Below are 24,293 nucleotides of genomic sequence, written 5' to 3'. Positions count from 1 at the left end.
GCCTCCTAAGCTGGACAGGATCTGATGGGGTCAGGTCCTACTTGGAGATCACGCCGAGACGCGTCTTGAACGACGGGTCAAGGGTTTGTTCCACGCCCTTGACATCCGCGCCGGCCACCATGAGCTGAGCGCCCTGCAGCAACGGCAACGTCGAAAGGTCCTTGGCGACGGCGGTCTGCGCGTCACCCAGAAGCTTTTCGCGCTCGGCTTTGTCAGCCGTGACCAGTTCCTTCTTGACGAGGTCGGTGACAGCCGGGTTCTCGTAGTGGTTCTTCAGGAAGTTGCCGGGGATAAAGAACGGCGTGAGGTAGTTGTCGGCGTCGGAATAGTCCGGGAACCAGCCAAGCTGGTAGACCGGGTAGGCATCCGCGGTGCGTGCCTTGGAGTAGGTGACCCACTCGGTTGACTGCAGGTCCACCTTGAACAGGCCGGACTTCTCCAGCTGTTCCTTGACCATGGCGTACTCGTCGCCGGAAGACTTACCGTAGTGGTCCGGGTTGTACTGCAGTTTGATGTTGACGGTGCCGGAAATACCGGCGTCGGCGAAGGCCTTCTTGGCCTTTTCAACATCCGGCTTGCCGTTGCCGTCACCGTACATTTCCTTGAGAGGCTGGGCTGCACCCGGCAGTCCATCCGGGACGACAGAGTACGCCGGCAGGTAGGTGCCCTTGTAGACCTGGGTGGCGATGGCGTCGCGGTCGACAATGTCGGCCATGGCCTGGCGTACTGCGAGCGCCTTCTTGGGATCCGCATCCGCGGACTTTGCGCCGAACGGCATGGTGTCAAAGTTGAACACGATGTAGCGCAGCTCGCCGCCCGGGCCCTTGTGGACCTTGACCTTGGAATCCTTTTCCAGGTCGGCGGCGTCGGTGGCTGTGAGGCTGCGGCCGGCGACGTCGATGTTGCCCTGCTGCACGTCCAGCTTCAGGTTGTTGGAGTCAGCGTAGTACTTGATGTTGGCGCCGTCATTGGCGGGTTTGCCGAGCAGGCCGTTGTAGTCCGGGTTGGCCTTGAGGCTGACAAGCTCATTCTTCTTGTAGCTCTCGATCGTGTACTGGCCCGCGAAGGGTTTGCCCTTGACGATGTCGTCGTCGCCCATGACTTTATCTGCCGGAAAGACTTCCTCATCGATGATGGGGCCGGTGTTGGTACCGAGGACGCTCGGGAAGACCTGGTCGTTCGCCGCCTTAAGCGTGAAGACGACCGTGGAATCATCCTTGGCTGCCACCGATTTCAGATTCGAGAGCAGCGAAGCCGGCCCGTTGGGGTCCGCAATCTTGACAACGCGGTCGATGGAGAACTTGACGTCCGAAGAGGTTAGCGCGTGGCCGTTGGCAAACTTGAGGCCCGGCTTAAGCTTCACGGTGTATTCCGTGGGGCTCGTGAAGGAGGCGGACTCCGCGATGTCGGGGCTGGCCTCCGCTGATCCGGGCTTGGAGTTCATGAGGAACGGATAGATCTGGTTCATGACCATGAAGGAGCCGGCGTCATAGGAACCCGCAGGATCGAGAGTAACCACCTTGTCCGTGGTGCCGTACGTGATGGTGCCACCGCCAGCACTGCCGGTGGATGTTCCGCCGCCGCCGGAGGGGCCCGTGCAGGCAGTCAGTGCGAAAGCGGAAATGCCTGCGAACGCGATAGCGCCCTGCAAGGCTTTTTTGTTCATTGCCATCTGTGAACTTTCTGTTCGATGATTGCGCGCGCGGCCCGGCATGAATTGTGCGGGCGACACGCAGTCCTGATGCCTTGATTGAACCAGACGGTTGCCCGGTGAAACGTTGCATCCTGTGAGATGAGACACAAAATTTACCATAATTGGGTGGGTCAGGGTTCCGGACCTACTCATGGGTACGAAAAAACGGCCGGCGGAAATCCGCCGGCCGCTACATGGTCCGGAGTTGAGAGATCAATCCAGAGGGCGCGTTAGTTCAGCTCGGCGCGCTGCATCGAGCGCGCGGTGTCGATCGTGGCCTGGCCGAGAACCCGGCTGCCTTGGTACAGCACAACGGTCTGCCCGGGCGCGACGCCGCGCAGGGGCTCCGTCAGCGTAACCACGAGGCCGTCCCGAGAGAGGCCGCCGTCATCGGCAATCCGCTCTACCCGGCCCTTCGCAGGAACGGGGTCGCCGTGCGCGCGGACCTGGGCGTAGCAGTCGAATTCGGCACCGGTGTCCACTTCGCTGATGGGCAGCCCAGCCCAGGAGACCTTGATGCCGCGGATCTCATCGATGGCCAGGAGCGCCTCGGGTCCCACCACGACCTTGTTTTCCTTGGGCCGGATTTCCAGCACGAACCGGGGCTTGCCGTCGGCTGCCGGCGTGCCCAGCTTCAGACCGCGGCGCTGGCCGACCGTGAAGGCATTGGCCCCCGGGTGCTCGCCGACTTTGGACCCGGTTTCGTCAACGATGTCGCCGGTGGTCATCTCGATTTTCTCCGCGAGCCAGCCGGCTGTGTCGCCGTCGGGGATGAAGCAGATGTCGTGGCTGTCAGGCTTGTTGGCCACGGACAGTCCGCGCCTCTCCGCTTCGGCCCGCACCTCGGCCTTGGACGGGGTTTCCGCGAGCGGGAACATCGAGTGCTTGAGCTGTTCGTGCGTGAGCACACCAAGGACGTAGCTCTGGTCCTTGGCCCAGTCCGCGGCACGGTGTAGTTCACGGTTGCCGTCCGAGTCTTCGATGACCTTGGCGTAGTGGCCCGTGCACACGGCGTCGAAGCCCAGGGCGATTGCCTTTTCCAGGAGCGCGGCGAACTTGATGCGTTCGTTGCAGCGCATGCAGGGGTTGGGCGTCCGGCCGGCAGCGTATTCATCGATGAAGTCCTGGACCACATCCTCCTTGAACCGCTCGGAAAAGTCCCAGACATAATAGGGGATCCCCAGGACATCGCACGCGCGCCAGGCGTCTCGGGAGTCCTCGATGGTGCAGCAGCCCCGGCTTCCCGTGCGCAGGGTGCCGGGCATCCGGGACAGCGCAAGGTGAACCCCGACGACGTCGTGCCCCGCCTCAACGGCGCGGGCGGCGGCAACGGCGGAGTCAACTCCGCCGCTCATGGCTGCTAAAACTCGCATGTCGGCTTTCTGTAGGCTGTTCACGGCAATCCGGCCTTCAGGCCGGTGCAGCAAGTCAGGGTGGTGAACCCGCTGACACGCCGCTTGCCCGTCTATTCTACCGCCCGACGGAATCGGGGCTTGAATCGCCGTGGCGGCCCATCTTCTCCTGACGTCCGGGACCTTGACGGTTCCCGGCGTCCCTTCTAAAGTCAAAGGCAATGGTTTTAGAGCGCGGGCGCAGTGGCCCGCCGGACGAATCGAGCTGATCATGACCCCTGAGAGCATCATTATTGCCGGGGCGGGACTGGCCGGCGCCACAGCCGCCCGCACACTTCGCACTGAAGGATTCCAAGGCCAGATCACAATTGCCGGGGCGGAGTCCCATTACCCCTACATCAGACCGCCGCTTTCCAAGGAATACCTCTTGGGAAAAGCGGGTGAGGACGACGTGGAGGTGGTGCCGGAGAACTGGTATGCGGACAACAATGTCAGCCTGCGCCTCGGCGTTCCCGTCACCGAGGTTGATCCGGTCAGCCACACCGTCCGTTATGCGGACGGCGGATCGCAGCACTACGGTGCCTTGCTTCTCGCCACAGGGGCACTCCCCCGGCCCCTTCAGCTGCCGGGCACCGGACTCGACGGCGTCACCACCTTCCGGACGCTGGATGACAGCCGCCACCTGCGGGACCTGCTCGCGGACGGTGGCCGCAATGTTGTCCTGATCGGTTCGGGCTGGATTGGCATGGAGCTGGCAGCAGCGGCCAGCAGTTACGGGAACCACGTCACGCTTCTTGGGCTGGAGGCGGTTCCACTCGGCGGCGCCATTGGCCCTGAGCTGGGCCGGTTTTTCCGGGCCCTGCACGAGGGCAACGGCGTGCACTTCCGGCTGCCGGCGTCGGCACGTGAAATCACCGGGCACGCGGGCAAAGTCACCGGAGTGCTCACGGATTCGGGCGAGCAGCTGCCGGCGGACATCGTGGTCATCGCCGTCGGGGTCGTTCCGGACACCGCACTGGCCGGCGCGGCCGGCCTGGAGCTACGGAACGGCATTCTCACCGATGCGTCGCTGCGGACCAGCGCCCCCGACATCTTCGCTGCCGGCGATGTGGCCAATGCCCTGCATCCGTTCACGGGCGAGCACATCCGCAGTGAACACTGGGCCAACGCGCTCAACGGCGGCAAGGTCGCAGGAAAATCCATGCTCGGCCACGACGCCGCCCTGGACGTCATCCCGTACTTTTACACAGACCAGTTTGACGTCAGCATGGAGTATTCGGGCTTCCCGTCTCTTGCCGCAGGCGCCGCTCCCGTCCTCCGGGGGTCCCTGGAGTCGAAGGAGTTCGTCGCTTTCTGGCAACGGGAAGGACGCGTAGTGGCAGGCATGAGCGTCAACTGGCCACGGTCCAGCAAGCCAAGCGCGCAGAAGACCATCAAGGCTCTCATTTCCGCGCGCTCGGAGGTGGCTGCCGAAACGCTGGCCGACCCGGCGGTCCCGTTTGATCAGCTGATGCCGGACGCCTGACGGGCAACAGTGGCAGCGGTCTGGATGGATGACTCATGGCCAGCCATCCCGGCCTGCCGGGCGCGGGAGTAGGCTCCCGGCAGGGCAGCCAGGAGCGCGTCCACATCCGCTTCCGTCGACGGATGGCCGAGGGTAAAGCGCTGCGCACCGCGGGCGGTTTCCTCGTCCAACCCCATGGCCAGCAGGACATGGGACGGGCGTGGGACACCGGCGGTGCAGGCGGATCCGGTGGACGATTCCACGCCGGCAAGGTCAAGCAGGAAAAGCAGCGAATCCCCTTCGCAGCCTGGAAAAGTGAAGTGCGCGTTCCCGGGAAGCCGGCCCGCCCCGGGCGCTCCACGTAACACCGCCGCAGGAACGGCTTCGTGGACCCCCGCAATGAGCCTGTCCCTGAGGGCCGCTATCCGTGCTGATTCTTCGCGGAGATTCTTGGCTGCTGTGTCAGCGGCTGCCGCAAAGGCGGCGATCGACGCGGTGTCCAGGGTGCCCGAGCGGACGTCCCGTTCCTGGCCGCCGCCGTGCTGCACCGGGGTGAGCTTCACGGCGCGTCCCAGCATCAGGGCGCCGACGCCCACGGGGCCGCCGATCTTGTGCCCGGAAATGGACATGGCGTCGAGGCCGGAAGTTTTGAAATCCAAGGGCACGGAGCCGAAGGCCTGCACGGCGTCGGAGTGAACAGGCACCCCTGCGCGGTGGGAAAGCTCCACGACCCGCTGGATGGGCTGGACGGTGCCAACCTCGTTGTTGGCCCACATGACCGTCACGAGGGCAACCGACTGCGGATCGCGCAGGAGTTCGGCCTCAAACGCCTCAAGGTCCAGCACGCCGTCGGAATCCACCGGAAGCCAGGCGACCTCGGCACCTTCGTGGCGTTCCAGCCATTCCACGGTGTCCAGGACGGCATGATGCTCGACGGCGGAGCAGAGTATCCGCCGCCGGCCTGGGTCGTCGCTGCGCCTGGACCAAAAGAGGCCCTTGACGGCGAGGTTGTCGGCCTCGGTGCCGCCCGAGGTGAAGATCACCTCAGACGGGTGCGCTCCAGCGGCTGCGGCGATGGTTTCGCGGGCATCCTCAACGGAACGCCGGGCGCGGCGTCCGGCACCGTGGAGGGACGACGGGTTTCCGGTCCGGGCCAGTTCGCGGGTCAGCGCGGCCAGAGCATCGGCGGCAATGGGCGTGGTGGCGGCATGGTCCAGGTAAGCAGGCACAGGATCAATTCTACCCGCGGCCCTGCGGCACGTTCGGGCCCTTCGGGCGCGAAAACAGCCCCTTACGGCCTGATCCTGGCACAGCAGCGTCCAGAGGTCCGATCCTCTTCCACCTTCTCCTCCGGCACACCGCAGGCGGAGGCGGCGCCACTGAGGAAGGCGCCGTTCATGGCGCAGACTACGTCCGCATGCCCGTCAGCGAGCCGGTGGAAGGGGCAGTTCATCAGCACAATGCCCCCCTGCCCGTCGGGCGTCGGCCGGTACCCGGTTTCGGTCAGCAGTTCCTCCAGGGAGGCCCCGCGCTCAGCCGAAGCACGGCCGCGGGAGTGGGCCGTGGCGACGAGTGCTTCGTGGGCGGAACCCTGGCCAGACATTGACGCCTCGATTGCGGACGCCATGAGCTCCCCGGCGAGGTCGTAACTCCGGTCCGGGACCGACACTCCGACTTCGTCAAGCGCCGGGCGGTACAGCTTGGCCGGGCGGCCCGAACCGGGGCCGGCCTTCCCGCCAAGCTTCCTGAATTCGACGGCGAGCAGGCCATCCCGCACCAAACGGTCCAGGTGAAAGGATGCCGTGCTGCGCGGCAGGTCGAGGGCGCCGGCTGCGTCGTCGCGCCCCACCGCAGAAGGCGATGAGGCGACGAACTCAAAAAGCCGCCGCCGGGTGGCATCACCCAGTGACGTGAGGGCGGCAAGCCGCGCTGCCCACGACAGCTTTGTGGTTGGTTCACGGGTCATGACTCAAGCGTATCTCTAAAAACAAGATCCGTTGCTTAAATGTCCACGCCGGGTCTAAAATCAAGTTATCTACTTTTAGAAGGAGCGTGTCATGAAAACCCCAGTGATGAAACCGTCTGCAAACGACGCCACAAGGACCGGAGCGTTGGCGCAGGACACTGCCCGGCAGGCCTTCCTGCTCCTGCGAACCGTCTTTACGGTGGCGCCGATCCTGTTTGGCCTGGACAAATTCTTCAACCTGCTCACGGACTGGACGGGCTACCTCGCCCCGGTCGCGACGTCGGTGGTCCCCGTGTCCGGGCAGACCTTCATGTACGTGGTGGGGATCATCGAAATTGTTGCAGGGGTGCTCGTGGCGTTCCGCCCACGGATCGGTTCGCTGGTGGTGGCTGCGTGGCTGCTGGGCATCATCGCGAACCTGCTCATTCTCGGCAACTTCTACGACGTCGCGCTGCGCGACTTCGGCTTGTTGGTGGGGGCCTTGGCGCTCAACCGGCTCGCTACGGCCGCCCGAAAGTAGCTTCGCCCCGGCCTCCGGTCCTCGGCGTAGCAAAGGTTCACGGCGTAACAAAGCATGGCGTGAACGCCCACAGCCCTGACCCGACAGCCTGAGACCCCTGACCGCGCTAGCGCATAGCTCACCACGCGCAGCACGGCAGGGGTCCGGCTGTTACTCGGCAGGCGGCACGACGGTGAGCCAGCGCGCGACGTCCGTCTTTGCGGCGGTGAGCGCTGACGCCGTCGGGCATGAGATGGCCACAAAAACGGATGAACCCGCCTTCCCGAATACCCTGGCCAGCACGGCACCGGTGGTGCCCTTGGATACAGCGGCACGCTCAAGGACGAGGACATCCACGGTCGGACCCTGCCTGCCCGGTTCTCCGCCCCAGCGAAGCGATGCCGGCGTTAGGTATTTCGGCAGGATGGTGGGATCGAGATAGGCGAAAAGCCCCTCTGTCGATTCCCTGTCGTTGCCTGCTACCAGCGGCCACTGATTGATCCGGACCTTGGCCGCGGCCAGGCAGCCGTCGGATTTCCGGTACTCACTGGCGCCTCCGGAGCCGTTCCCTGCCCGCCGCCAGCCCGGCGCGTCAGCCAGACCGTCGGACAACTGCACGGGAACGCCGCGGGCGAGCGTGGACCCTGCCGAGAAGGGCATGCTGCGCGCGGCGACGGCGCCGGCGTCGTGACCCGGTGAGACCGTAGGGGTGGCGGGCTGGCGGGTGGCGGGTGCCGTGTCCGGGGCGGCCGGGTCCGGCACCCGCACGCTGCAGCCGCCGAGAAACGCCGCGGCCACTACTGCAGCCACCACTACCCACGCCCGACGTGCTTGAGCCCTGCGCCCGGGAGCCAGTTGCCCCGGACCGGGGCGACGTCGGTCACGGCTTCTCAGACTGCCTCGCCGCAAAGCGCATAGCACCTCGGCCATCTCCACCTTCCAATTGTCGCCGGCACCCGGATGCGGCGTGCGGCTCGTCCCCCGCGCACTACGGGCCTTCGCAAAAGTCTAGACGGGGCCGCCCCTCCCTCTAAGTGCCGGGCCGTTGGGCGCAGCTCCATTGCCGCCGGGGCCGTTCGATGTGGACCCGGCCGCGGGGGCGCTCCATTGCCGCCGGGAACCTTGGACACAGCCACGGACGTTGTCTGACTAGTCCGGCATGGCCGGCCGATATGCTTGGCTGACCGGGCGGCGTGAGTGCGCTGGCAACATCAACCGAAGGACCGTGCTTGACCGAGGGCAACAGCTCCCACTACGAGGTACTCCGCGTCCCCGTGACCGCGACGGACAGGGAGATCAAGGTGGCCTACCGCCGGGCGGCAAGGGCCTCGCATCCCGATCACGGCGGTGACGCCGCAACGTTCCGGCTAGTCACCCTGGCGTATGAAACCCTGATCGACCCCCGGCGGAGGGCGGCCTATGACCGCTCTTACGCCGGCGGACCCCGGCACCGGAACAGGGAAGGCGCGGACGAGGCACACTTTGATGCACCGGCGGCCGGAAGCCATGCCTCCGCGACGATCCACAGGCCGGGAACTCCCCGGAACACCTCGGGGGACGAGCCCATTTACGTGCCGCCCTTTGACGCCCCAGGCGCCGTCCCACTTGTCCCGTTCGACGTGGCCAGCCGGCAGGTCCATGGGATGCCGAGAAAACGCGGCATCTTCGGCGCCGAAGCCCGGATCCAGCGCGAGCTGCGGACCGTTCAGCTCATCAGCCGGCAGGTTCTGCCTGCGATCCCGGCGGCACGGCTGATCAATGGCCTGCAGTCTCCCGCGGACAACAGCCACATCGATCACGCATTGCTCTCGGGCTACCGGCTTGCCCTGATCGGATCCATGCTCCTGCCCAAAGGCGCCTATGCCTGGGACGGCGGCACGCTTAACCACGGCGGCCGGTCAATCGCTCCCCCGCAGCTGACCCAGGTGGTCTGGGCAATGCAGGACATCTTCCCCGAACTGAACGTGACGGGGTGGACAGTGGTCCACAGCCCGGACGGCAACCTTCACGAACCCGTCATCGATCACCACCGCCGGTCCCGCGGCTCCTCCGATGTTGTTCAGGTGGTCAACGCAGCCGGTCTCGCCAGGGGCCTCAAGCAGTTCCTGGCCGGCGGGCCCGCGCCGAACACTGTCAACGTCCCGGTGCTTGCCAGGCTGCTCAGGGGGATGCACTGACCCGGCGCCGGCCCGGCATTTTCCCGGCGTTAGGATGGAACGGTGTTCCGCATCCTCTTCCACACCCCTGAAATTCCCGGCAATACCGGCAACGCCATCCGGCTTGCCGCCATCACCGGCGCCGAACTACACCTCGTGGAGCCGCTGGGCTTCGATTTCTCGGATGCCAAGCTGCGCCGCGCCGGCCTGGACTATCACGATCTTGCAGTCGTGACAGTCCATCCGGACCTTGAGGCGGCCTGGACGGCCCTGCAGCCCGAACGCGTCTTCGCCTTCACCTCCGACGGCGAACTGTCCTACACCGACATTTCATACCTGCCGGGCGACGTCCTGCTGTTCGGCCCGGAGTCGGTTGGGCTGCCCGAGCATGTGAAGAACGATCCCCACGTGACGTCCCGGGTGCGGCTCCCCATGCTGCCCTCACTGCGGTCCTTGAACCTGGCGAACGCCGCCTCCATCGCCGTGTACGAAGCCTGGCGGCAGCACGGCTTCGCCGGCGCGCAACTCTGATCCGGGACCCTTCCCACGGGCGCACACCTGTTGTGCGGGTCATCCAGGTTTTTACCGGGCATTTTTACCTGTCACACCCATCCGCCGCACCTCCCGCACCGAATCACTCCTGAACACATTCCCCGGGCATGAGGAGCGGCAGGTGAAAACAGTACATTCGGGCCAACCGACCCTGCGTTTTGCCCAGCACGATGCTGCCGTATCCGGCGCAACTGCTCAGGGATCGGCTCCCGGAGACCTATGCTTGACTGTGATGGAAACTCCCAACGCGCCGAACTTTGACGCCCCGGCCCCGCCCGGCACCGCCGTCGATCTTAACCGCCAGTTGGCGGCACTGCTGGAGCGCATTGCCGGCGGCGATCAGGCGTCCTTCGCCGAGTTCTACCGGCTGACCTCACGCCGGGTCTACGGCATGGCCCGGCGCGTCCTGATCGATCCGGAGCTCAGCGAGGACACGACGCAGGAGGTCTTTCTGCAGGTGTGGCAGATTGCCGGCAAGTTCGACGCTGCAAGCGGGAGCCCCCTGGCGTGGCTCATGACCATCTCGCACCGGCGTGCTGTGGACAAGGTGCGGTCCTCGCAGTCCGCCAACGACCGCGAGGCCAAGTACGGCGCCAGCAGCCAGGACATCGACCACGATTCCGTGTCTGACGAGGTGGGCAGCCGGCTGGAGGCCGAAGCCGTGGTCCGGTGCCTTGACACACTGACTGAAACACAGCAGGAGTCCGTGCGGCTGGCCTATTACGGCGGGCTCACCTACCGCGAGGTCGCCGAAAAGCTGAATGCGGCCATACCGACCATCAAGTCCCGCATCCGCGACGGACTGATCCGATTGAAGACCTGTCTGGGGGTGAGTTGAAATGAACGAAACACATGATGCCAACGGGCGACAGCTGCCCCGGGCGTTCGCTGCCGACATTTCCACTGACCTGACCGCCGGCCGCGCCGTTGAACTTGCCGAGGTCTACGCCTTGGACGCCGTGACTGATGAAGAGCGTCAGGCCATCGAAGCCTACGTCAGGGCGGCTCCGGAGGCGGAACGGGCGTCCTTCCAGGAACGGGTTCGCCAGGCCAGGGAATCACTGGCCACGACATTCACCGTGGAGGAAGAACCTCCGGCAGATCTCTTTGAGCGCATAGTCGCCCAGCTTCCCGCGAAGCCTGCAGCGGAGCGCGCGGAAGCTCCGCCGGCAGAGCCGCCGGTTGAGGACGAGCTGCCGCTTGCGGACGAGCTTGCCGCTGCACGCGAACGCCGTGAAGTCCGACGCCGGTCCCCCGGTGTGCGGAACTGGCTGATCGGTGTCGCGGCTGCTGCAGTCATCGCCTTGGGCGGTGTGGGAGTCGGGGCCTACGTGGCCAACCAGAACGATCCGCTGAGGCAGGTCCTGGAGGCACAGGACGTTCGCCAGGCAACGGTGGATGTCAGTGGCGGCGGTACAGCGACAGTTTCCATATCGTCATCGACGGACGCCTTGGTGGTACGGATGAAGGACGTTCCCGCCCCTCCGCCTGGAAAGGTCTACCAGATGTGGCTGATTCCGAAGGACGGTTCCGCTCCTGTTTCCGAGGGCCTGATGGATGCTGAGGCCCTGTCAAAGCCTGCCGTCGTCAAGGGGATTGGCACGGCCGCCTCGCTCGGAATCACCGTGGAGCCTGCGGGGGGCTCCGCCTCGCCGACGCTTCCCACCGTGGCTGCTGCGCCGCTCAATACCTGAGCACACCAGAGCCTGGCCTACGACAGAAGCCGCGCAGGCCTTGCTCCCACCGATTGGTAGGAGCAAGGCCTGCGCGGCTTCGATTGTCCCGACTGTGAAGCTAGATGATAAGGGACAACAGCATCACGAAGCTGAAGCCGACCACCGAGATCAGTGTCTCCATGACGGACCAGGTCTTGAAGGTCTGCCCGACGGTCAGCCCGAACAATTCCTTCACCAGCCAGAAGCCGGCGTCGTTGACGTGCGAGAGGAACAGGGATCCCGCACCGATGGCCAGGGCAAGCAGTGCCGCGTGGGTGGGGCTCAGCGAACTGGCCAGTGGAGCGACGATGCCGGCCGCCGTCACCGTTGCCACGGTGGCCGAACCGGTGGCGAGCCTGAGCGCAACGGCCACGATGAAGCCGAGGACCAGCACGGACATGTTGGTGCCTTCAGCCCACTTCTTGACCGCGTCCCCAACCCCTGCGCCGATCAGCGTCTGCTTGAAGCCGCCGCCCGCACCGACGATGAGGAGGATGGCCGCGATGGGTCCGAGGCTGGCGCCGATCTTGGCGGTAATCCTGTTGCCGGTGAAGCCCACGGCGTAGCCAAAGGTGAAGATGGCCAGGAGCACGGCCAGGGTCATGGCCACGAGGGGCTGGCCGACGAAGTCGAAGAAGGTCCGGATTCCGGGTGCCGTCTCGGGATCGGGCCAGACGATGTCCACCACTGCTTTGGCGAGCATGAGCACCACGGGAAAGATGATGCTCAGCAGGGTGACGAGGAACGTGGGCTGCCGCTTGACGCCCGTCGTGTCGGCTCCGTGTTCGGTGTCGATGCCGCCGGCCACCGCCGGCGCGCCTACGGGAACCCACTTGGCGGCAAGGCGCGAGAACAGCGGTCCGCAGATGATCACGGTGGGAATGGCCACCAGTAGGCCGAGGGCGAGCGTGGTGCCGAGCTCAGCTTTGACCGCGCTGATCGCGATGAGGGGTCCCGGGTGGGGCGGAACGAGGCCGTGCAGGACCGACAGGCCGGCAAGTGCCGGAATGGCGATGCGCATCAGCGGCATCCGGGAGCGCTGGGTGACAAGCACGACCACAGGAAGCAGCAGCACGAGGCCGATTTCGAAGAACATCGGCAGGCCGATGATCACGGCCACGAGGGTGATGGACCAGACCACCTTGTTCCCGCTTGCCTTTTCCAGCAGCGTATCCACCACGCGGTTGGCCCCGCCGGAGTCAGCCAGGAGCTTGCCGAGCATGGCGCCGAGCGCGATCAGCAGGCCGACCTCCCGGAGCACTCCGCCCACGCCTTCTTCGAAGTTGGTGATGATCTTGGGCAGCTCCACGCCGGACGCCAGGCCCACGAAGGCCGATCCCAGCACGAGCGCCAGGAACGGGTGCAGCTTGAGCTTGGCGATCAGCACCACGATCAGCGCGATGCCGATGCCCGCTACAACCAGCAGCTGGGTGTCGTGGCCTGTCCAGCCCTCGACGGCAGCGGGTAGCTGCGTTGCAATAAGAGAGTTCAAAATGAGTTCCTAGTTCTGATCCGGAGCGGCGGAGGCGGCTGTGAGATTCAGTCGTTCAATGATTTCCTGCGCTTCCTCGGCCGGAGTGGCCGAGACGCACAGGGAGATGTAGTTCTCATCCTCGGTGGGTTCTTCCAGCGCCTCGAATTGCGATTCGAGCAGCGCCGGCGGCATAAAGTGGCCGTGGCGAGAGGCCAGCCTGCCGGAGATGTTGTCCTTGCTGCCCTGAAGAAACACGAAAACGACGTTTTCGCCCCGAAGGACATCACGGTATCGCTTCTTGAGGGCTGAGCACGTAATAACGCCGGGGGTGCCGGCTTGGGTGTGCTGACGGATCCAGTCCGCTATGGTTTCCAGCCACGGCCAACGGTCGTCATCGGTGAGAGGTTGGCCGGCCTGCATCTTGGCCACGTTCGCTGCAGGGTGCAGGTCGTCGCCTTCCGCGAGGTCCCAGCCGAGCCTGCCGGACACAACGCCTGCCACTGTTGATTTGCCGGATCCTGAGACGCCCATGATCACCAGAACCGGCTGCTGTGCAGTCTTCGCCATCAAAGTCTGCCTTCCTGAATAAATATGATTTAAGCAGAGGCCAGCATATGACACGGGTTACAGTGTGGCAATCCTAGAACCCTGCAATCGTTCCCGGACCGTTGATTGTGACGACATGAAACGCCTCGGCGCTGCGTCCGTCCGGGAACCCGGCGCGCTGCGCGTTAACCCGCATTCCGTTCCGCACGGACGTTTCCATGGCCTCCACGTCCGGGTGCTGGCTAACGTGGACGTGGATCGCCTTGAGCTTGCTTTCCACGTGCGCGGTGACGTCCACGAAGTGGTTTTCCCGCTCGTCCGGCCCGGCGTAGAGCCACAGCCACGGTACTTTGTAGGCGGGCACCCCGGATTCGGCGAGTTCCGGATACGCGAAGGGGTTTTCAACCGCCGGATAGATGGAGCGCGTCACCGCTTCACCCACGGCCAGATGGTCCGGGTGGCTCTTCTGGATGCGGTTCCAGTTGCGCTCCGGATGCATGGAAAGCACGACGTCGGGCCGGATTTCGCGGATCAGCTTCACCACTCCCCACATCACCTGGTGGTTGGGTTCGAGAAACCCGTCCCGTTCATGGAGATAGTGGATGTCGGTGACACCGACGAGCGCTGCCGCACGTTGCTGCTCGGCGGCCCGCAGTGCGATGATTTCCGCCCGATGAGCCGGATCGAAGCCGCCGGCATCGCCGTCGGTCATGATGCAGTAGCTGACCTCGACGCCGGCCGCCGTCCAGGCGGCGATGGTGCCGGCGGCACCAAAATCGATGTCGTCCGGATGGGCAGCAAAACAGAGCACCCGCTCAACCCGGTGCTTGTCCGGGTTGAACGGGCTCTGTGCTGGTACAGCGTGTGCGGTCAAGGGCTCAGGCCTTGCGCTTCTTGATTTCTTCAGTCGCCTGCGGCAGAACCTGGAAAAGGTCCCCGATAATGCCGAAGTCCGCGATTTCAAAGACGGGAGACTCCGCATCCTTGTTCACGGCCACGATCACCTTCGCAGTCTGCATGCCGGCCTTCTGCTGGATGGCTCCGGAGATGCCGGCCGAGATGTAGAGCTGCGGGGATACGGTCTTGCCGGTCTGGCCAACCTGGGCGTCGTGGCTGATCCAGCCGGCGTCGGTGGCGGCACGGGATGCCCCCACTGCTGCGCCGAGGGCGTCAGCCAATTCCTCAACCGGGCTGAAGTCCCCGTCCAGTCCGCGGCCTCCGGCCACGACGATCCGTGCATCGGTGAGGTCCGGGCGCCCGCTGGCAACCTTCTGCTCGCGTGCTGTGATCCGGGCCGCTGTGGCGGCTGCATCGGCAGGGACCTCCACCGTCACCGTTTCCGGCGTGCCCGGCGCTGCCGCTGTTTCGGGGGTGACGCTGTTGGCCTTGACCGCCAGCACGCTGACCGGCGTGGTCGCTTTCGCTGCGGTGGTGTAGGAACCAGCCAGCACCGATTTGTGGGCGGTGCCGTCGGCGTCGACGGCGACGACGTCGGTAATGACGCCCGCGCTCAATCGGATCCCCAGCCGTGCCGCGATTTCCTTGCCCTCGGGCGAATTTTCAACCAGCACTGCGGTGGCGCCGGACTTGTCCGCCGCCGTCGCCACAAAAGCTGCTTTGGCGGCCACCAGGTAGTCATCCAGGTCGTCAGCCGACGGGCGGTAGACAGCGGCCGCACCGTAGGCACCCAAGGCGGCTGCGACGTCGTCGTGCAGTTCTCCGTTGAAAGCGACGGCGGTTTCCCCGAGGGACCGCGCGATGGTCAGGAGTTCAAGGCTGCTCTTCTTGAGAGCCTGGCCCGGGTTGTCAATGAATACGAGTACGTTTGCCATGTCTTGTGATCCCTCTTAGAGCAGCTTCTGGGCGGCCAGGAAGTCAACCAGCTTGATGCCGGCGTCGCCTTCGTCGGTGATGATAGTGCCAGCCGTGCGCGGCGGGCGTTCCTCAGCCGACGTCACCGTGGTCCAGGATCCGGCGTGGCCCACCTGGGAGGGATCGACTCCCACGTCGGCCAGCGAGAGCGTGGTGATGCTCTTGCGCTTGGCCGCAATGATGCCCTTGAAGTTGGGGTAGCGGGGCTCGTTGATCTGGTCCGTCACGGATACCACTGCCGGCAGCGCGGCCTCAACCGTTTCCGAGTGGGTGCCTGCGTCACGGCGTGCCGTGATGCGTCCTCCGTCGACATCCAGTGAGGACGCGAACGTCACCTGCGGAAGACCCAGGCGTTCTGCGAGCTGGGCCGGCACGAGGGACGTTTCACCGTCGGTGGAGGCCATGCCGGTCAGGACAAGGTCCACGGGGCTGTCGCCGCCGAGGTGCCGGACCGCCGCCGCGAGGGCGAGCGACGTGGCGGCCGCGTCCGAGCCGGCCAAGGCGTCATCCGTGAGGTGCACGCCCTCCGTCGCGCCGATCTGCAGCGACTTCTTGATGGCGTTGGCTGCACCGGCCGGCCCCATGCTGAGCGCGATGACCTTGTTGCCGGCCTTGCTGCCGCCACGGGCCTCGATCAGCTGCAGCGCGGCCTCCAGGGCGTATTCATCCAGTTCGGACAGAATGCTCTCGTCGCGGTCCGTCGTGTGGCCCTCGCCGCTGAGGTGCCGGTCGAACTGGGCGTCCGGCACATGCTTGACCAGGACGATGATCTTCAATGTCTCTTCCACTGTATTTACAGCAGCCTTCCATGCTTGTGGATAGCCAGCCGGGTGAGGTCATGGCCGCGGAACGCCCGGGGTACGGGTAGCTCCTAGCTAACCATATAGGGGCGGGCTGGTGCCGTCCCGTGTTAACCCCTGTGTCAGATCCGGCCCCCTGTGCAGACGAAGGCGCCGGGGCACTTCGACACAACCGGGGACGCCGACGGCGGGCCGCACCTCCCATGGTGGGGCCCGCCGTCGGCGGTACTGCTTTTTGACTGTCTACTGTTCTGCTGCGGCGCCGAGCGTCACGTCTAGCTGCTGCTCGCGGCCGTTCCGCTGAATGGTGACCTTCACCGAAGCACCGGCCGGCTGCTCCCGCACGGCGGCGGTCAACTGGTTCGGGTCGCTGATGGCGAGGTCGTTGAAGCGTGTAACGACGTCGCCCACCCTGATGCCTGCCTTGGCTGCCGCGGAACCCTGTTCCACCGTGGCGACGTCTGCGCCGACCGAGAATCCGGAGGAGGAAGTCGAGGCCGTCTTTTCCCTGACGCTGACGCCAAGCTGGCCGTGAGTCGCCTTGCCCTTATCGATGATCTCCTGGGCCACCCGCTTGGCGTGGTTGATCGGGATGCTGAAGCCCACACCGATGTTGCCCGTTCCGGTCGCCGCGGAGCTGCCGCCGGCCGAGGCGATGGCAACGTTGACACCAATCACCTCACCCTTGCTGTTCACCAGCGCACCGCCGGAGTTGCCCGGGTTGATGGCTGCGTCAGTCTGGATCACGTTGATGGCGATCGAGCCTTTGCCCGCGGAGCTTTGGCCTTGGCCCTGGCCCGGAGGTGCGAACTCGAAGCCCTGGTCGCCGCCCTGGGAACTGTCCTGGCCGCCCTTGGGCGCGGCCGACGACGCGACGCTGATGGTCCGGTTGAGGGTGGAGACGATGCCGTCCGTCACCGTCCCGGTGAGACCCAGCGGTGAGCCGATGGCCACTGCCGTGTCGCCGACATTCAGTTTGCCTGAATCACCGAGCGTGGCGGGAGTCAGCCCGGACGGGTTATCCACCTTGATGACGGCAAGGTCGGAAAGAGGGTCGGTTCCAACGATTTTGGCGGAAAGCACCCGGCCGTCGTTGGTGCGGATTTCAATGGCCGCACTTGCCGTTGCGCCGTCCAGGGTCACCACGTGTGTGTTGGTGAGAATGTGGCCCTGGTCGTCGAGGATGATGCCGGAGCCCGTGCCGCCTTCGCTGCCGCTCGTGGCTTTGATAGTGACAACGCTCGGTGATGCTTTGACGGCCGCGGCCGTGATGGCGTTGACGTCCTCCTGGTTGTTGACGATTACCGTTCCGGGCTGGCTGCCTGTGCTCGCCGCCGGCGCGGTTCCGGGGTCGAAGAGGTTGCCGGCTCCCACCGTTGCCACCCCGCCGCCAACGAGTCCGGCGGCAAGGATGCTGGCCACAAGGGTGCCCACGCCAAAGGTTGCCTTGCGCTTGGGGGCATTGGCCGGGTTGCCCTGAACGGCAGAGTGCGCACCGTGCTGGCCATACACCGGCTGATGCGGCTGACCGGGTCCGCCGGTGTGCTGGGGCGAATTCTCGTGCGCGGACGCGAACTGCTGAGTCGCAGGCCCGGACTGGTGCCCATAGAACGGGGCGTGCTGGGGATAGACGGGCCGCGGTCCGTTGAAGGACTCCGGCGGCGGATTGCCCTGGGCGTCCCCCCTATCCTCGGGACGGTCCAGCCTCATGGTGGGGTTCTCCCGGGCGCGCCAGGCACCGTCATCGGCGAGTCGTTCAGTGTCGTTGCCCGACCGCTCAGTGTGGCCGTTCGGCTGCTCAGGGGCTCGGTCCTGATAGCTCCCCAGCGGCTCAACATTCCCCGGCTGGCCGTCCCCCTGCTGGAGACCCTCCGGGGTGGCGGGCCGAACCGTAGGATCAGCGGGCCGCCCTGCAGGATCTCGATTCTCAGGCGCTGCCCCCGGTAGTGGGTTCTCAGTCATTGGACTTCCTTTCATCCTCGTCTGCCATTAACTATGGACGATGGGACTGAAACTAAAGCGAACGTTTGCTGGGAGGTTCCTGAACGTGCCCGCCGGCACCGGACGAGACCCGTCCACCTAGGATAAGAGCGCTTTTCGCTGGTGGCATATTCCCGGCCGTGGACTGCCCCCTTGGTGCACCATAGAATCAAGAAGAATTGCCACAGCGACCTGCGGCTTTACACCCGGCGTGGGGGCGCTGCTGCATTCTGAGACGGCTGTTTCATCCTGAATCAGTCGCAGGCGTGCTGAAGGGTTGCCATGCGGTCAATGTTGAAACGTGTTCTCGCCGTGATCGGCCTGACTGGAATGCTGGCGCTTCCTGCCGCAGCGGCTTGGGCTGAAGATCCGGTATCCATCCCGTCCGGCCAGAACATCGTGGATGATGCGAATGTCCTCGGCAGCCGAAAGGGCGAGGTCCAGGACGCCGTCCAGAAGCTGCTGAAGGACCACAAATACAACCTCTACGTGGTCACCGTGAAGTCCTTCGAGAATCCGGCCGACCCCAAAGCGTGGGGGCAGGCGGTCGCCACCGAGAAGGGCATGGGCAGGGCAGACGTTCTGCTCGCTATCTCGACAGCGGGCCAGTACTACTTCGCCCCGAACTCGGCAAGTGCCATCGCGTCCAAGACGTCGAACATCACGCAGAACGCCATCGTTGCAAACCTCGCCGGAGGCAAGAGGGACTACGCACAGGCCGCCATTGATACTGCGTCAGCCGTTGGCGATGCGGCTGGCGGCGGGAGCGGCACTGTTTCCTCCGGCGGCGCCGGTGCTGCGGTTCTCGTTGGCGCCGGTGTTGTGGCCGCCGGCGGTGCAGGAACCTATCTCTACCTCCGGAACCGGCGGAAGAAGGCCCAGGCGTCCAGCGCCAGCTATGGACCGCAGGGCGCCGAGCTTGATCCGCTCGCTTCGCTGAGTGTCGAGGAGCTGCGCCGCAAGAGCGGCTCGCTGCTCATTGAGGCCGACGACGCCATCAAGTCCAGCGAGCAGGAACTTGGGTTTGCGCAGGCCCAATACGGCGACGCCGCCGTCGGGAATTTCACCAAGGCGCTTGAGGAAGCGAAGGCCCACATGTCCGAGTCGTTCAAGCTGCAGCAGCAGCTGGACGACCATATCCCGGACACAGAAGAGCAGCAACGCAGCTGGCTGGGCGAGATCATCCGCCGCTCCGAAGCCGCCCTCGCTTCCCTGCAGGAACAGAAAGCGGACTTCGACTCGCTCCGCGAACTCGAAAAGAACGCGCCCCAGGCGCTTGCCGCCGTGAATTCCGGGGCGGTCGAGGCCGACGCGAAAATCGCCAAGGCGGAACAGACGCTGGCGGACCTGCGCGGCAAGTACGCCGACAGCGCGCTTGTCCAGGTATCGGACAACATCGCGCAGGCCAAGGAGCGCCTCGCGTTCGTGCAGAATGCCGGCGCGACTGCCCGCGAAAAGCTGGCGGCCGGTGAAGGAAGCCTTGCCGCCGTGGCCGTCCGCGCCGCAGAGGAGAGCCTGCACCAGACCAACGTCCTCCTGGACGCCATCTCCAAGGTTGCCGGCAGCCTGGACGAGGCCCGGAACGGGCTCGAAGCCGCCGTCGTGGATACCGCCCAGGACCTGGCTCAGGCGAAGGCCATCATCCAGTCCGGCGCCCATCCCGAGCTTGCCGGGCCGGTGGCCGCGGTTGAAGCGGCCCTCGGCCAGGTGAAGGGCGAAATCCAGGCCGGCAAGATCGATCCGATCGCCACGCTCGAGCGTGTGGAATCAGCCCACCAGTCCCTTGACCGTTCCCTCAGCGGCATCCGTGACCAGCAGGAGCAGGCCCGCCGGGCGCAGGCTTCACTGCAGCAGACCATCATGTCCGCGCAGGCACAGATCAGCGCCACCTCGGATTACATCACCGCGAGGCGTGGCGGCGTCGGCACTGAAGCGCGGACCCGCCTGGCCGAGGCGCAGCGCAACCTGGACTATGCGCTGTCTATCTCCCGGAACGACCCTGTCACGGCGCTGACCTACGCCCAGCAGGCCCACGCGCTGGCCGCCCAGGCCGCCCAGTTGGCCCAGTCCGACGTCGACAGCTTCGGCGGTTACGCGAACCAGGGCTATGGCCGTGGCGGCATGTTCGGCGGCGGCGGCGGAGGCGGCGGCCTTGGCGGTGCCATCCTCGGCGGCATCCTCATCAACTCCATCCTCAACGGGGGCAGTGGGGGCGGCTGGGGCGGCGGCCATGGTGACGGCGGCGGCTGGGGTGGGGACTCCGGCGGCGGCGACTTCGGCGGCGGGGACTTTGGCGGCGGCGACTTCGGCGGCGGTGATTCCGGCAGTTTCTAGCCGGCAAGACTAGCGCTGGCGCGACAATGCAGCCGGCGGGTAGAAGCGGTACATCAACTGTTCACTGGATTCAGTGGGAAACACTGAGCAGGACGAAAGGTAACACCATGAAGCAGTCCATTTTCGGCCGCATGGCGCAGCTGGCAAAAGCAAACATCAATTCGCTGCTGGACCAGGCCGAGGATCCGCAGAAGATGCTGGACCAGATGGTCCGCGATTACACCAACAACATCGCCGAGGCCGAAGCCGCGGTTGCCCAGACCATCGGAAACCTGCGCATGCTCCAGGACGACTACAACGAGGACATCAAAAACGCGCACGACTGGGGAAACAAGGCACTGGCCGCGTCTCGCAAAGCCGACGACTACCGCAGCGGCGGCAACGCGGCCGACGCCCAGAAATTCGACAACCTGGCAAAGGTCGCCCTGCAGCGCCAGATGTCCTCGGAAAACGAGGCCCGGGCCGCTGAGCCCAATATCGCATCACAGTCCGAGGTGGTGGACAGGCTCAAGACCGGTCTGGACCAGATGAAGGGGAAGCTGAACCAGCTCACCAGCAAGCGCAACGAGCTTGTGGCCCGTTCCAAGACCGCCGCCGCGCAGTCCCAGGTCCATGACGCGCTCAAGAGCATCGACTTCATGGATCCCACCAGTGAAGTCGGCCGGTTCGAAGAGAAGATCCGCCGTGAAGAAGCAAAGGTGCGTGGCCAGCAGGAACTCGCGGCCTCCAGCCTGGACGCCCAGTTCAACCAGCTCGAGGATCTCGGCGAGCAGACGGAGATTGACGCACGGCTGGCAGCGCTGAAGTCAGGCAACGCCAAGCCGGCAATCGGGGCGTCGGGATCGGCCGCTACCGGCTCGACCGTCGACGAGGCTGACTTCGACAAGCTGTAAAGATGCCGGCCCTGGGCGCATAACCCCGGGCGCTCTTATCGCCAGCCTGGCAAGGCCGGGGTCCGCTGGACCCCGGCCTTGTTCGTTTCCGCGGCGTGTAGCGTGGAGCCATGGCTTCAACGATTGTCTGGCTGCGCGATGACCTTCGTCTCGACGATAACCCTGCCCTCGCCGTGGCGGCATCGTCGCCGGAAAAGATGACCGTGGTCTACGTCCTGGACGAGGCCTCCCCCGGCATCCGCCCGCTCGGCGGTGCGGCCAGATGGTGGCTCCACCATTCATTGAGCGCCCTTTCGGCGGAGCTTGAGTCGAAAGGGTCGCGGCTGCTGCTCCGGCGCGGTGCCGCCGCACCGGCAATCCGGGAACTGGCCAACGAGACCGCGGCGGGCACCATCTTGTGGAACCGGCGCTACGGGCTTCCAGAGCGCACGCTGGACGCGGGCCTCAAGGAATGGGCCACCGGCGAGGGCATCGAGGCCACCAGCTTCCAGGCGAACCTCCTCTTCGAACCGTGGACTGTCCGGACGGGCTCGGGCGGACCGTACAAGGTGTTCACGCCGTTCTGGCGTTCCTGCCTGGCCGGCGCCGAGCCCCGGTTGCCAGTTGACGCCCCACAGCGCCTCCCGGAGCCGGCAGCCGGCCCGTCCGGTGCCCCGCCGGCCGGCGACAGCCTCGATTCCTGGGGGCTGCTCCCCCACCGGCCGGATTGGAGCGGCGGGCTCGCGGACACGTGGGCTCCCGGCGAACAGGGGGCCAGCCAACGGCTTGAGGATTTCCTGGACGGGCCCGTGGAGGAATACGGCACCGGCCGGGACGTTCCCGGCGTGGAAGGCACCAGCCGGCTCTCCCCGCATCTTCGCTTCGGCGAAATCAGCCCGTTCCGAATCTGGCATGCGCTCCGCGAACGATTCCCCCGGAACGCTCCTGCCGACGTCGGCATCTTTCGAAGCGAGCTTGGCTGGCGTGAATTCTGCTGGCAGCTCCTGTACGAAAACCCGGGGCTGGCCACCGAAAATTACCGTCGCGAGTTTGACCGTTTCCCCTGGCAGACGCCGTCGGACGCCGAACTCGAGGCGTGGCAACAAGGGCGCACGGGGTATCCGCTCGTGGATGCCGGGATGCGGCAGCTCTGGCAGACGGGATGGATGCACAATCGGGTGCGCATGGCAGCGGCATCGTTCCTGGTGAAGAATCTGCTGGCCGACTGGCGCCTGGGCGAGGCATGGTTCTGGGACACCCTTGTGGACGCCGACGCCGCGAGCAATCCCGCCAACTGGCAGTGGGTGGCCGGCTCCGGAGCGGACGCCTCGCCGTACTTCCGGATTTTCAATCCGGTGACGCAAAGCAAGAAATTCGACGCCGGGGGGCGGTACCTCCGGGGCTATATCCCGGAGCTCTCGGGCCTGGACGATAAAAGGATCCACGAACCGTGGAAGGACCCCGAAGCGGCGTCCGGCTATCCCGAGCCCCTCGTCGGGCTGCAGGAGTCCCGCGAACGTGCGCTGGACACCTACCAGCGGCTCAAAGCGCTGTGAGCCGCTGGGGCAGCCGCCGCTTCAGCGGCTGCTGACCTTGCCCATGAGGGAGGCGATGGGCCGCAGGAAGAGCGGTCGCGCCAGGAACCATGCTGCCACCATCACGGCGACTGAGGCTGCGAAGATGCCGAACCCGACCCAGCTGACGTCGTCGCTGCCGCCATACATGTGGTTGAGGTTCCGGAGCGCGCCGGTGGCCAGGACCAGGAACACGTGCACCACGATGAAGGCCACAAAGTAGATCATCACCGGGAAATGGATCGCACGGGCGACCTCAATCGGATACGCCTTGTTGAGGGCGGTGGCCTTTTTCGGCCAGGCGGATGACGTCCTCAACCCGGAAATGAAGGCCAAGGGTGCGGCGATGAAGACAGTCACGAAGTAGGTCAGGAGCTGCAGGGCGTTGTAGTTGACCCAGCCGTTCTCAGTGGGCCAGCTCAGTGATGCGTACTGCAACGCGGCCGAGAGCGCATTGGGGAACACATCCCAGCTGGTGGGCACGATCCGCATCCATTGCCCGGTGGCGAACAGCAAAACAGCGAATACGAGCCCGTTCAGGATCCACAGGGCATCAAGCGTGAGGTGGAACCAGAGTTCAAGGCTGATTTTGGTGGGGGCGTTCCTGGTTCGGATGATCCCCTTGTTGTTCCGTGTCCAGTAGCCGCTGGGGCGCGTCGTGGTCCGGACCTGCCACCCCGTCCGGATGATGAGCAGGAGGAAGAAGGCGTTCAGGAAATGCTGCCATGCCAGCCAGGCCGGAAAGCCCACCGGCGCTCCGGCGGGGAGTTCAGAGTGTCCGGGGTAGTCCGCCATGAAGGACCGGACGCCCGACAAGCCCGTGACCCACTTCGCGAGCAGCACCACCAGCACTATGGCCACCAGCGCCGCAGGCACTGCCCAGTAGAGCCGGGACCGCTTGCCTTTGGACGTGCCGGACTTGTTCTTGGTTGTGGACATCGAACTACATTCCTCTCGAGAATGACTGACCAGTGCGGGGCCGTGTGCCGGCCTGGATTTCCGGGCCCTGCGAAAGAGAATACTAGGAACCGCTGGCCCTTGGGCAAAACGAACGGGCAAAGCAAGAGGCCCCGACCGGCCAATCGCCGGTCAGGGCCTCTCTTCTGGTTGCGGGGACAGGATTTGAACCTGTGACCTCTGGGTTATGAGCCCAGCGAGCTACCGAACTGCTCCACCCCGCGTCGCTTGATCAACACTACCCTACTTTTGGTGCCGCACTTTCCACCCCGCTCGTCGGGTGCAAACGAAACCTGTGGAGACAGCAAAAGGCCCGGACTACCTTGCGGTGATCCGGGCCTTTCCTCAGTTGCGGGGACAGGATTTGAACCTGTGACCTCTGGGTTATGAGCCCAGCGAGCTACCGAACTGCTCCACCCCGCGTCGCAAGAACAACTCTACCGTTCG

Annotated in this window: 21 protein-coding genes and 2 tRNA genes; 9 read left to right on the top strand and 14 right to left on the bottom strand. The window is 65.3% G+C overall.

Annotated features, from left to right (window positions below; all coding sequences use genetic code 11):
* Window positions 1-37 precede the first annotated feature (37 nt).
* Both AC1D14_RS00895 and mnmA read right to left on the bottom strand, forming a co-directional pair.
* The gene (locus AC1D14_RS00895) at window positions 38-1,672 is read right to left on the bottom strand and encodes an ABC transporter substrate-binding protein (RefSeq protein WP_230117022.1); all 1,635 of its coding nucleotides are present in this window, start codon (window positions 1,670-1,672) and stop codon (window positions 38-40) included.
* A 251-nt stretch (window positions 1,673-1,923) separates the two neighbouring features.
* Window positions 1,924-3,066: a tRNA 2-thiouridine(34) synthase MnmA gene (gene mnmA, locus AC1D14_RS00890; RefSeq protein ID WP_290369700.1), complete on the bottom strand. Its 1,143-nt coding sequence runs from the start codon at window positions 3,064-3,066 to the stop codon at window positions 1,924-1,926.
* 250 nt (window positions 3,067-3,316) lie between these two features.
* Here mnmA and AC1D14_RS00885 point away from each other — a divergent pair, with 250 nt between their 5' ends.
* Window positions 3,317-4,570 carry an NAD(P)/FAD-dependent oxidoreductase gene (locus AC1D14_RS00885; RefSeq protein ID WP_230117023.1) on the top strand — a complete coding sequence of 418 codons (1,254 nt, stop codon included), beginning with the start codon at window positions 3,317-3,319 and terminating at the stop codon, window positions 4,568-4,570.
* Here the strand turns inward: AC1D14_RS00885 and AC1D14_RS00880 are convergent.
* Both AC1D14_RS00880 and AC1D14_RS00875 read right to left on the bottom strand, forming a co-directional pair.
* Window positions 4,549-5,778: a cysteine desulfurase family protein gene (locus AC1D14_RS00880; protein WP_476967927.1), complete on the bottom strand. Its 1,230-nt coding sequence runs from the start codon at window positions 5,776-5,778 to the stop codon at window positions 4,549-4,551. The two genes, AC1D14_RS00885 and AC1D14_RS00880, sit on opposite strands and share 22 nt — an antisense overlap.
* Window positions 5,779-5,840: 62 nt before the next feature.
* Window positions 5,841-6,515: a helix-turn-helix transcriptional regulator gene (locus tag AC1D14_RS00875; protein ID WP_230117025.1), complete on the bottom strand. Its 675-nt coding sequence runs from the start codon at window positions 6,513-6,515 to the stop codon at window positions 5,841-5,843.
* Window positions 6,516-6,621: 106 nt separating this feature from the next.
* On the opposite strand from AC1D14_RS00875, the gene AC1D14_RS00870 reads away from it, so the two are divergent.
* Complete coding sequence (locus AC1D14_RS00870; RefSeq protein ID WP_476967991.1) at window positions 6,622-7,035, top strand: hypothetical protein; 414 nt, start codon at window positions 6,622-6,624, stop codon at window positions 7,033-7,035.
* 150 nt (window positions 7,036-7,185) lie between these two features.
* Here the strand turns inward: AC1D14_RS00870 and AC1D14_RS00865 are convergent, their stop codons facing one another.
* On the bottom strand, window positions 7,186-7,827 hold the full coding sequence (locus AC1D14_RS00865; protein WP_230117027.1) for a hypothetical protein: 642 nt from the start codon (window positions 7,825-7,827) through the stop codon (window positions 7,186-7,188).
* Window positions 7,828-8,243: 416 nt separating this feature from the next.
* Here AC1D14_RS00865 and AC1D14_RS00860 point away from each other — a divergent pair, with 416 nt between their 5' ends.
* From AC1D14_RS00860 to AC1D14_RS00845, 4 genes are all read left to right on the top strand, one after another.
* Window positions 8,244-9,191, top strand: coding sequence for a J domain-containing protein (locus AC1D14_RS00860; protein ID WP_230117028.1), 948 nt, complete (start codon window positions 8,244-8,246; stop codon window positions 9,189-9,191).
* A 42-nt stretch (window positions 9,192-9,233) separates the two neighbouring features.
* On the top strand, window positions 9,234-9,701 hold the full coding sequence (locus tag AC1D14_RS00855; protein ID WP_230117029.1) for a tRNA (cytidine(34)-2'-O)-methyltransferase: 468 nt from the start codon (window positions 9,234-9,236) through the stop codon (window positions 9,699-9,701).
* Window positions 9,702-9,954: 253 nt separating this feature from the next.
* Window positions 9,955-10,560 (top strand): ECF RNA polymerase sigma factor SigK, encoded by a 606-nt coding sequence (gene sigK / locus AC1D14_RS00850; RefSeq protein WP_230117030.1) that lies wholly within the window; start codon window positions 9,955-9,957, stop codon window positions 10,558-10,560.
* Between the two features lies 1 nt (window position 10,561).
* A complete protein-coding gene (locus AC1D14_RS00845; protein WP_230117031.1) occupies window positions 10,562-11,416 on the top strand; it encodes an anti-sigma factor in 855 nt (284 codons plus the stop codon).
* Between the two features lie 100 nt (window positions 11,417-11,516).
* Here AC1D14_RS00845 and AC1D14_RS00840 read toward each other — a convergent pair whose 3' ends face one another.
* From AC1D14_RS00840 to AC1D14_RS00815, 6 genes are all read right to left on the bottom strand, one after another.
* Window positions 11,517-12,929, bottom strand: coding sequence for a GntT/GntP/DsdX family permease (locus AC1D14_RS00840; protein ID WP_230117032.1), 1,413 nt, complete (start codon window positions 12,927-12,929; stop codon window positions 11,517-11,519).
* 9 nt (window positions 12,930-12,938) lie between these two features.
* Complete coding sequence (locus tag AC1D14_RS00835; RefSeq protein ID WP_476880758.1) at window positions 12,939-13,478, bottom strand: gluconokinase; 540 nt, start codon at window positions 13,476-13,478, stop codon at window positions 12,939-12,941.
* A 73-nt stretch (window positions 13,479-13,551) separates the two neighbouring features.
* Window positions 13,552-14,331, bottom strand: a complete 780-nt coding sequence (locus tag AC1D14_RS00830) for a PIG-L deacetylase family protein (protein ID WP_230117034.1) — start codon at window positions 14,329-14,331, stop codon at window positions 13,552-13,554.
* A gap of 4 nt (window positions 14,332-14,335) precedes the next feature.
* Window positions 14,336-15,289 carry an electron transfer flavoprotein subunit alpha/FixB family protein gene (locus tag AC1D14_RS00825; RefSeq protein WP_476880757.1) on the bottom strand — a complete coding sequence of 318 codons (954 nt, stop codon included), beginning with the start codon at window positions 15,287-15,289 and terminating at the stop codon, window positions 14,336-14,338.
* A 15-nt stretch (window positions 15,290-15,304) separates the two neighbouring features.
* Window positions 15,305-16,105, bottom strand: a complete 801-nt coding sequence (locus AC1D14_RS00820; RefSeq protein WP_230117057.1) for an electron transfer flavoprotein subunit beta/FixA family protein — start codon at window positions 16,103-16,105, stop codon at window positions 15,305-15,307.
* 267 nt (window positions 16,106-16,372) lie between these two features.
* A complete protein-coding gene (locus AC1D14_RS00815) occupies window positions 16,373-18,091 on the bottom strand; it encodes a trypsin-like peptidase domain-containing protein (RefSeq protein ID WP_230117036.1) in 1,719 nt (572 codons plus the stop codon).
* Between the two features lie 300 nt (window positions 18,092-18,391).
* On the opposite strand from AC1D14_RS00815, the gene AC1D14_RS00810 reads away from it, so the two are divergent.
* The 3 genes from AC1D14_RS00810 to AC1D14_RS00800 all read left to right on the top strand — a co-directional run bounded on the left by AC1D14_RS00810 (window position 18,392) and on the right by AC1D14_RS00800 (window position 22,871).
* Window positions 18,392-20,443: a TPM domain-containing protein gene (locus AC1D14_RS00810; RefSeq protein ID WP_476967926.1), complete on the top strand. Its 2,052-nt coding sequence runs from the start codon at window positions 18,392-18,394 to the stop codon at window positions 20,441-20,443.
* A gap of 107 nt (window positions 20,444-20,550) precedes the next feature.
* A complete protein-coding gene (locus AC1D14_RS00805; protein ID WP_230119108.1) occupies window positions 20,551-21,336 on the top strand; it encodes a PspA/IM30 family protein in 786 nt (261 codons plus the stop codon).
* Between the two features lie 110 nt (window positions 21,337-21,446).
* Window positions 21,447-22,871, top strand: a complete 1,425-nt coding sequence (locus AC1D14_RS00800; protein ID WP_230119107.1) for a cryptochrome/photolyase family protein — start codon at window positions 21,447-21,449, stop codon at window positions 22,869-22,871.
* 21 nt (window positions 22,872-22,892) lie between these two features.
* Here AC1D14_RS00800 and AC1D14_RS00795 read toward each other — a convergent pair whose 3' ends face one another.
* From AC1D14_RS00795 to AC1D14_RS00785, 3 genes are all read right to left on the bottom strand, one after another.
* Entirely contained in the window at window positions 22,893-23,828 is a 936-nt protein-coding gene (locus AC1D14_RS00795; protein ID WP_230119106.1) for a cytochrome b/b6 domain-containing protein, read from the bottom strand.
* A 165-nt stretch (window positions 23,829-23,993) separates the two neighbouring features.
* A tRNA-Met gene (locus tag AC1D14_RS00790) sits at window positions 23,994-24,070 on the bottom strand.
* A 125-nt stretch (window positions 24,071-24,195) separates the two neighbouring features.
* Window positions 24,196-24,269: transfer RNA gene (locus AC1D14_RS00785), tRNA-Met, on the bottom strand.
* Window positions 24,270-24,293: the final 24 nt, after the last annotated feature.

The organism is Arthrobacter sp. P1_B11 (genome assembly GCF_056406715.1).
Note: the sequence above shows the minus strand (reverse complement) of the source record. Positions and strands in the feature narration are given on the sequence as shown.

Coding starts and splice junctions, on each gene's coding strand:
- AC1D14_RS00895 (WP_230117022.1), bottom strand. CDS start 1,672: ATGGCAATGAACAAAAAAGCCTTGCAGGGCGCTATCGCGTTCGCAGGC.
- mnmA (WP_290369700.1), bottom strand. CDS start 3,066: ATGCGAGTTTTAGCAGCCATGAGCGGCGGAGTTGACTCCGCCGTTGCC.
- AC1D14_RS00885 (WP_230117023.1), top strand. CDS start 3,317: ATGACCCCTGAGAGCATCATTATTGCCGGGGCGGGACTGGCCGGCGCC.
- AC1D14_RS00875 (WP_230117025.1), bottom strand. CDS start 6,515: ATGACCCGTGAACCAACCACAAAGCTGTCGTGGGCAGCGCGGCTTGCC.
- AC1D14_RS00870 (WP_476967991.1), top strand. CDS start 6,622: ATGAAACCGTCTGCAAACGACGCCACAAGGACCGGAGCGTTGGCGCAG.
- sigK (WP_230117030.1), top strand. CDS start 9,955: ATGGAAACTCCCAACGCGCCGAACTTTGACGCCCCGGCCCCGCCCGGC.
- AC1D14_RS00845 (WP_230117031.1), top strand. CDS start 10,562: ATGAACGAAACACATGATGCCAACGGGCGACAGCTGCCCCGGGCGTTC.
- AC1D14_RS00835 (WP_476880758.1), bottom strand. CDS start 13,478: ATGGCGAAGACTGCACAGCAGCCGGTTCTGGTGATCATGGGCGTCTCA.
- AC1D14_RS00825 (WP_476880757.1), bottom strand. CDS start 15,289: ATGGCAAACGTACTCGTATTCATTGACAACCCGGGCCAGGCTCTCAAG.
- AC1D14_RS00815 (WP_230117036.1), bottom strand. CDS start 18,091: ATGACTGAGAACCCACTACCGGGGGCAGCGCCTGAGAATCGAGATCCT.
- AC1D14_RS00810 (WP_476967926.1), top strand. CDS start 18,392: ATGCGGTCAATGTTGAAACGTGTTCTCGCCGTGATCGGCCTGACTGGA.
- AC1D14_RS00805 (WP_230119108.1), top strand. CDS start 20,551: ATGAAGCAGTCCATTTTCGGCCGCATGGCGCAGCTGGCAAAAGCAAAC.
- AC1D14_RS00800 (WP_230119107.1), top strand. CDS start 21,447: ATGGCTTCAACGATTGTCTGGCTGCGCGATGACCTTCGTCTCGACGAT.
- AC1D14_RS00795 (WP_230119106.1), bottom strand. CDS start 23,828: ATGTCCACAACCAAGAACAAGTCCGGCACGTCCAAAGGCAAGCGGTCC.